Consider the following 7,176-nt stretch of genomic DNA (forward strand, 5'->3'; position numbering starts at 1 on the left):
TTCTATAATTTTATTACAAGAAATATTTTAGAGAATGCAGAAAGATACCTACAAACACCAAGGAATGCGAAGACAACTTGTCGATGAAATTTTTCAGATGGGAATACAAAATGAAGAAGTGTTGGATGCTATTTTGGCTGTTCCCAGACATTTTTTTATGGATAGTGCTTTCCTACAACACGCCTATCAAAACAAAGCATTTGCTATCGGAGAAGGACAAACAATTTCTCAACCTTACACAGTTGCTTACCAAACAGAATTATTAGAGTTAGACACTTTACTAGAAAATAAATCTATCAGTATTCTTGAAATAGGGACGGGTTCGGGCTATCAGACAGCTATTTTAGCCTATATGTTAAAGCATAAAAAAGCAAATATTACCAGTATAGAGTTTTATAAAAACCTTCATCAGAAAGCTCAAACAACTTTAAATATACTATCTAATTATTCAGGAAAATTTGATTTTCAAAGCATTGACTTGGTTTTGGGAGATGGTTCTCAAGGCTTTTCTAAAAATGCGCCTTACGACAGAATTTTGGTAACAGCAGCTACTCCAGATGTCTCTCAAAGTATGAAAAATTGGTTGGAACAATTAAAGACAGGAGGAAAATTAGTTGTTCCTGTGGGAAATCGTAAAAGCCAAGTCATGTGTAGATACACCAAAAAAGATGAAAAAACGATTGAGTTAGAACGTTTTGATGCTTTTCGCTTTGTGCCTTTGTTGGGAGAAAATGGGTTTTAAAGAGTTTTTAAGTAGGTGTTCTTTTCGATTCTCCATTTCCAAATTTTTCCTTCCTCTGGGTGCTCAATTTCTTCAATTTTATCAAATCCACATTTTATTAGAATTTTAGTAGATGAGTTTTCTTCTCCCAAAGTGTGTGCAATTACTGATTTTACTAGCTTTTGCTTAAATGCTCTTTCCACTAGCTCTTTTGCCATTTCAGTTCCCAATCCTTGATTGCGATAGCTTTTAGCTATTTCATATCCAATTTCTACTTCACCAAATACATTTGGTTTGCCTTTATAACCACCACTTCCTATCAGTTTTTTGTCTTTTTTATGTATGGGGAAATATGTCCACCATCCTTTCTCATCTTGGCTTTCTGATAGTTTATTTAATGCATACTGAAGAGCTTCAATACCAAACTCTGTCCAATCTTCACAAACCACTATGTTTAGTTCTTTTTCTAATTCCTTATCTCCTTTTATTGCTGTCTTTAAAATGTTTGGATTACACTCAATGAGTGAAAGTCGTTTTTTAGTCATAGTTTTGTTTGATTAGATTTGAGTTTTTTAATTCGGATTCCAATAATAACCTTCTGAAAAAGGCTCAAATCCTTTTGGTTCGCCTAGCCTTTCCCAAGCTACATCATTGAGAAAAAGATAGCCAAAAGAAGCATTTTGTAAAATAATTTCCTCTATTGCCATTTGAGAAAAAGCATCAATGGCATCTACACCAAAAGCAGCAGCCACATAAGGTGGGGCAACTGAGAGCAATGAAAAAATCTCTGAAACAGCTTCTTGTAGAAATGTTGAATTTACAGCAGCAGGAAGTGCATTTCGTTGTGCATATTCTAGTTCTTCTTCTGTGTCAAAACTCAAAAGTCCTTCAAAAGAAATACAGGCTATCCAATATCCGTCGCCTCTACGTGTCATGTTAGCTTCAGTAGCTATGCGTTTTCCATTAGAAACAACAGGGATATTCTCATCAAAGTACTTACAAAATTCTTGTGCTGCTTCATAGCCTTTACATTCTGCAACGAGGTTATAATATTTCATTTTGCTTTAGTAATTTAAAAATCAATTTCTTTATAAATATCTCGTTCCAAAATTACAGAATCTTGAATTAATTTGTTGTTTTTTGAAACCACAAACCCTAAAACTCTTAAAGAATCTTAGGGTTTGTTTCACAACTTTTTCCGTCAAAGACAAGTCTTTGCCCTACTTTTTTTACATTCTAAAGAATGTGCTATACTTTACTTCTTCAACGATTGCGCTGTCTTGACAAGGCGTATAAATTCTCCTCTATATCCCTCTTCATCTTTTGTTTTGGCAGTAGGAGCATTTTCCAAAATCCATTCATACAAATCTTTATCTTTTTCCTTTTTGTATTTTGAATCGGTCAGAATCATTCCAAACATTGCCACGGCGTTTGTCCAAATAAAGTTTTCAGAGTTTTGAGTTGCTATTTTGTTCATTACCACTTCTTCAAACTTTGTACTTTTGTTTCCGTCTGGCTGCTTGTAACGAAACTTTACCGTCATCAGTTCTTGGCTTCCTGCTGCTTCCGAAACTTCTGAAGTCTGGTATTTTAGTTTTTTTCCATCTTTGTCTTCTTTTGGCAGAAAATCAGACTTTACTCCTACTGGAATAATTTCGTACAAAGCTGTTACGGTGTGTCCTGCTCCGATTTCGCCAGCATCTTTTGTGTCATCATCAAAATCTTCTTCATTTAGAAGGCGATTCTCATAACCTACTAAACGATATGCAGCTACATAGTTTGGATTAAATTCAATTTGAATCTTTACATCTTTTGCCAGCGTAAAAAGCGTTCCTGCAAATTCTGTAACAAGCATTTTTCTAGCTTCTTGAAAATCATTGATATATCCATAGTTTCCGTTTCCTTTGTCTGCCAACATTTCAAGTTTGGAGTCTTTATAATTGCCCATTCCAAAGCCTAGACAGGTTAGGAAAACACCACTTTTGCGCTCATTTTCTATCAAGCGTTTCATATCTCCATCTGAAGAAGCTCCAACATTGAAATCTCCATCAGTACATAAAATAACACGGTTTGTTCCGTTTTTAATAAAATTTTCTCTAGCAATTTTGTAAGCCAATTTTATTCCTTCACCTCCTGCTGTGCTTCCTCCTGCTTCTAATTTGTCCAATGAGGCAATTATGTCTTTTTTATTGGAAGTAGAAGGCAAAACAACTCCTGCTGCACCTGCATAAACAACGATAGAAACTTTGTCTTTGTCTCTCAATTCTTTTACCAGTTCGGTAAGTCCTTTTTTGAGTAATGGCAGTTCGCTACTCATTGACCCAGAAACATCTACCAAGAAAACAAGATTGCTATTAGGTAACTTGTCTTTCTTGATTTTCTTGGCTTGCAAACCCACCAATACGAGTTTATGGTCTTTGTTCCAAGCACAATTTCCATATTCTGTCGTAACGCCAAAAGGATGCTCTCCAGTAGGCTCTTTGTAGTCATAATTGAAATAATTTATCATTTCTTCTACTCTGACAGCATCTTGTGGAGGCATCTCGCCATTATTCAAAAAGCGACGAACATTAGAATAAGAAGCCTTATCTACATCGATAGAAAATGTAGAAAGTGGATTTTGAGCAACCGAATGAAAACTATTCTCTTCTTTAGCTGCATAGCTTTCTGTGTTGGGTTCTTGATAGGAATAATTATACGAACTAGCTCCTCTAATTTTGACACTTTTATTCTTTTTCTTTCTACCTCCTCTGTTTCTTCTTTTAGATTTTCCATAAGTTGTAACTACAACTTCACTAAGTCTAGCTTCTTCTACTAGGGTCACATCAATAACGCTTCTAGCTCCAATAGTTTCTTCTACATCTTGAAACCCTATAAACCTAAAAACTAAAACATCGTATCCCTCTGGAACTGTAATCGTATATTTTCCATCAAAGTCAGTTTGTGTACCTTGTGTTGTGCCTTTTACTTGAACAGTCGCTCCAGGTAAAGCTCCATCAGCACTTGTAACAGTTCCTGTTATGGTTCGCTGTGAAAAAGCGAAGTTGGAAATGAATAAAGCTCCTAAAAATAGGAAAGCAATAAATGTGTATTTGTAAATCTTCATAATAAAAAATCAGTTAGTGAATAAAAAAAATATGTAGCACATTTAGAATGTGTATTTTTCTGAAGGGTAATTTTGATGAGTTATCATCTATTCGTAAAAAATCTTAAAAACGTTGCAAAGGAATGTGAGAAAGCTCTTCAAATTCTATTGTAAAACCTTCATAAATAGCTAATTTTGCTTTTACAAAATAAAATTAGCGTATCGCACACGAGAGACTTATTTTTCTGTGTTTCACAGAACAGAGAAAAAATACCGTTCGTTGGTGTTTTAGCGTAGCGACACCAACAACTTTTATGTCATGTCCAGTACTCTAAAAATTCATTCAGTTGTATTTGAAATATAGATGCGTGCTGATATTTTAATCCATAAAAAAATAGAAAGTGTTTAGACGACAAGGAAAGAACAGAACTTTTAAAGATAATCTTCAAATTGCTATTCTTTTGTCTTTTGTCGCTGGATTAGTAAACATAACAGGTTTTTTAGCCTTCCAACAACTAACAACCAATGTTACAGGACATTTTGCCTTATTTGTAGCTCATCTTACTTTTGGCGACGCTAGTGTATATCTACTCTATATTTTTTTCTTTTTAGTAGGTTCTTTCTGTTCTAGTTTGGCTATTGAAATATTAAAAAAGAGCAAGAAAATAAATGTTTTTGCTATACCTACCCTTATTGAATCTTTGATTTTATTTGCTTTAGCTATTGCCAGTAATTTTTTGGTACTGCCTAAATATACAGACCTAATTACCTGTGGACTACTTTTTTCTATGGGATTTCAAAATTCTTTTGTTACCAAAATTTCTGATGCTGTCGTTCGAACTACCCACCTAACAGGCTTATTTACTGATTTAGGGATTGAGATTTCACATTTATTTTTTTCAGAATATAAAGCAGAGAGAAAAAAAAATATAGCTACCATCAAACTCCGTTTCTACATTATTACTTTCTTTCTCGTTGGTGGACTTTCTGGAGGATACTTTTTTATATATCTGAAATTAGAACTCAATACTCTTATTTTAGGAGGAACACTACTATTATTGAGCCTTTTTAATGATACTTTGAGATATTATCTTATCAAAATAAGAAGACGATATTTTAAAAAGAAACAAAAATAACTAATTTTGCAGCATCAAAATATTTAGACATTTATCAAAACATTATGAGCCAAAAGACCACTTTACGCCAGTTTTTAAAAGACAACGCTGCAAACTTGCCTGCTCCTCTTTCTGAATTAGACCACTTATTGCATTCTATAGCTCGCACAGCCAAAACAGTTCATGGACATGTTTCACGTGCTGCCATTACAGATTTGTATGGAAAAGCAGGTTCTAGTAATATTCAAGGTGAGGAACAGCAAAAACTAGATGTTCTTGCCAATACACTTTTTATAACGACCTTTAGAGAAAGTAACTTGGTTTGTGTGGTAGGTTCGGAAGAAGAAGAGGAAATTGTCTTGACTGATAATAATGATGCAGAATATGTAGTGGCAATGGATCCACTAGATGGTTCTTCAAACATCGACGTAAATGTTTCTATCGGAACAATCTTTTCTGTGTTTAAAAGAAAAACAGAGAAAGGTACAAAGCCAAAAGTAGAAGACGTATTGCAAAAAGGAACTGACCAACTTATTGGTGGATATGTTTTGTACGGAACAGCTACGGCACTTGTCTTCACAACAGGAAATGGCGTTCATATCTTTACGTATGACCCAAAAGGAGGCGATTTCCTTCTCACACACAACAACTTAGAAATTCCTAAAGATAGCAAGACGTATTCTTGTAACGAAGGTGGATTTTTAGGTTTTACAGAAGGTGTAAAGAAATATATCGATTTTTGTAAGGAAAGTGAATATAAAGCTCGTTATATTGGTTCTTTAGTGGCAGATTTTCATAGAAATATGCTCAAAGGTGGGATTTTTATCTACCCAAGTACACAAAAAGCACCAAAAGGAAAGTTGCGTTTGCTTTATGAGTGCAACCCTTTGGCTTTTATCGCAGAGCAAGCAGGAGGAAAAGCCTATGACGGACGTACTCGTATTATGGATATTGACCCAGAATCGTTACACCAACGTACTACATATTATGTTGGTTCTGCTGCAATGGTAGATAAGGCATTGGAGCTAATTAGTGAACATGAATAATTGTGTAATTGCAGTTTCAAGATTTTTCTGATAAAAAATGATTTTTTAAAAGTCAGTTTACAAAATACTATTGCTATTAATTTAGTGGTAGTATTTTTTATTGCCTTTTCTAATAAACGTGAATATCGTTAGGTGATACTGAAAACATTCTCTTATACATATTTTAATTATCTTTAGTAAAAAGTAAAAACAGCTACAAAATAACTCATCAATGCGACGCATCAAATTATATCTTATGAATCCTATTTTACCTACGCTTTGTCTGCTGGTGTCTTTGTGTTGGATAGGGTACGATAGTTTTATCAAAGAAAAATATACAGAAGAGGAGAAAGAAGTTTGGGAAAGTGCTACAAATGAAGTTAAGGTATTAGGAAATTATTACTTAGAAAATACATATTATTTGTCAAGAGATTTAAAGGATTTTTCAAGTTATGAGTATTGTTTGGATGCTGAAAATATTCCTCTAGTTGCTCTAGAACTCATGAAAGTCATAAAAAAGTTAGCAAATGAAAATTTTGTTTTACGTGATGATTCAAAATCAAAAGAAATCCCTGTTCGTTTCGTATTTGAAAGCTATGTAAAAAAAGCTAGTGAGTTAGATACGGTTTTGGCTAAAAAATACGCAGATTTTGAGTTTGAAAAAGACTTATCAGATGCAGAAATAAATGAAAAATATTTTTCGCATGATAATATGCAAAATAAATATCATTTGGCTAGATTTGAATTGCAGCTTGTGGCAATGTATCATAACGATATAGAGTTATTAATAGACAAATATTTTTTAGATGAACTAAAGAATAAGTTGAGCAATCCAGTTGTTGTTCCATATATCACAAATGAAATTGAAAGAGTGAGAGTCTATAATGCTTATCCATTTGATACGTTACATACCAAGATTGAATCTCCAACAGGTGTAGAAACTCATTTTGATAAAAACGGATTTTTGATTATCCCTCCTTCATTGAGAGAAAAAAATATTGATATGGACATCAGAATAAACTGTTCATCCGATACCACATATCATTACAAAAATTATTATGAAGAATAAAAAGTATATATCCATTTTTCTTTGGTTATCTTTTATGGTTTTGATTGTCTTGTTTTTTGCTAAAAATAAAAAAATGCAAAGCCAAGCTGTAGAAGATACGAACAAACAGATATTGAAAATATATAAGGAAATATATAATAATAGATTTAATAGTATGGAAT

The 7,176-nt window shown here is 33.4% G+C and carries 7 protein-coding genes; 4 read left to right on the forward strand and 3 right to left on the reverse strand.

Features of this window, described 5'->3' with window-relative positions; translation table 11 throughout:
- Positions 1-34: 34 nt before the first annotated feature.
- Positions 35-742 carry a protein-L-isoaspartate(D-aspartate) O-methyltransferase gene (locus QZ659_RS16030; protein WP_291727285.1) on the forward strand — a complete coding sequence of 236 codons (708 nt, stop codon included), beginning with the start codon at positions 35-37 and terminating at the stop codon, positions 740-742.
- On the opposite strand, the gene QZ659_RS16035 is transcribed toward QZ659_RS16030, so the two are convergent.
- The 3 genes from QZ659_RS16035 to QZ659_RS16045 form a co-directional block, all read right to left on the reverse strand.
- Entirely contained in the window at positions 739-1,266 is a 528-nt protein-coding gene (locus QZ659_RS16035; RefSeq protein ID WP_291727287.1) for a GNAT family N-acetyltransferase, read from the reverse strand. The genes QZ659_RS16030 and QZ659_RS16035 overlap by 4 nt on opposite strands.
- A gap of 27 nt (positions 1,267-1,293) precedes the next feature.
- The gene (locus QZ659_RS16040) at positions 1,294-1,779 is read right to left on the reverse strand and encodes a hypothetical protein (RefSeq protein WP_291727289.1); all 486 of its coding nucleotides are present in this window, start codon (positions 1,777-1,779) and stop codon (positions 1,294-1,296) included.
- Positions 1,780-1,976: 197 nt separating this feature from the next.
- Positions 1,977-3,827 carry a vWA domain-containing protein gene (locus tag QZ659_RS16045; protein ID WP_291727291.1) on the reverse strand — a complete coding sequence of 617 codons (1,851 nt, stop codon included), beginning with the start codon at positions 3,825-3,827 and terminating at the stop codon, positions 1,977-1,979.
- 380 nt (positions 3,828-4,207) lie between these two features.
- Between QZ659_RS16045 and QZ659_RS16050 the strand changes: the two genes are divergently transcribed.
- From QZ659_RS16050 to QZ659_RS16060, 3 genes are all read left to right on the forward strand, one after another.
- Positions 4,208-4,942, forward strand: coding sequence for a YoaK family protein (locus QZ659_RS16050; protein WP_291727293.1), 735 nt, complete (start codon positions 4,208-4,210; stop codon positions 4,940-4,942).
- A 44-nt stretch (positions 4,943-4,986) separates the two neighbouring features.
- On the forward strand, positions 4,987-5,967 hold the full coding sequence (fbp, locus tag QZ659_RS16055; RefSeq protein WP_291727295.1) for a class 1 fructose-bisphosphatase: 981 nt from the start codon (positions 4,987-4,989) through the stop codon (positions 5,965-5,967).
- 211 nt (positions 5,968-6,178) lie between these two features.
- The gene (locus QZ659_RS16060) at positions 6,179-7,015 is read left to right on the forward strand and encodes a hypothetical protein (RefSeq protein WP_291727297.1); all 837 of its coding nucleotides are present in this window, start codon (positions 6,179-6,181) and stop codon (positions 7,013-7,015) included.
- The last annotated feature ends 161 nt before the right edge of the window (positions 7,016-7,176 follow it).

Source organism: Bernardetia sp. (assembly GCF_020630935.1).
In the GTDB taxonomy this organism is placed as follows: Bacteria; Bacteroidota; Bacteroidia; order Cytophagales; family Bernardetiaceae; genus Bernardetia.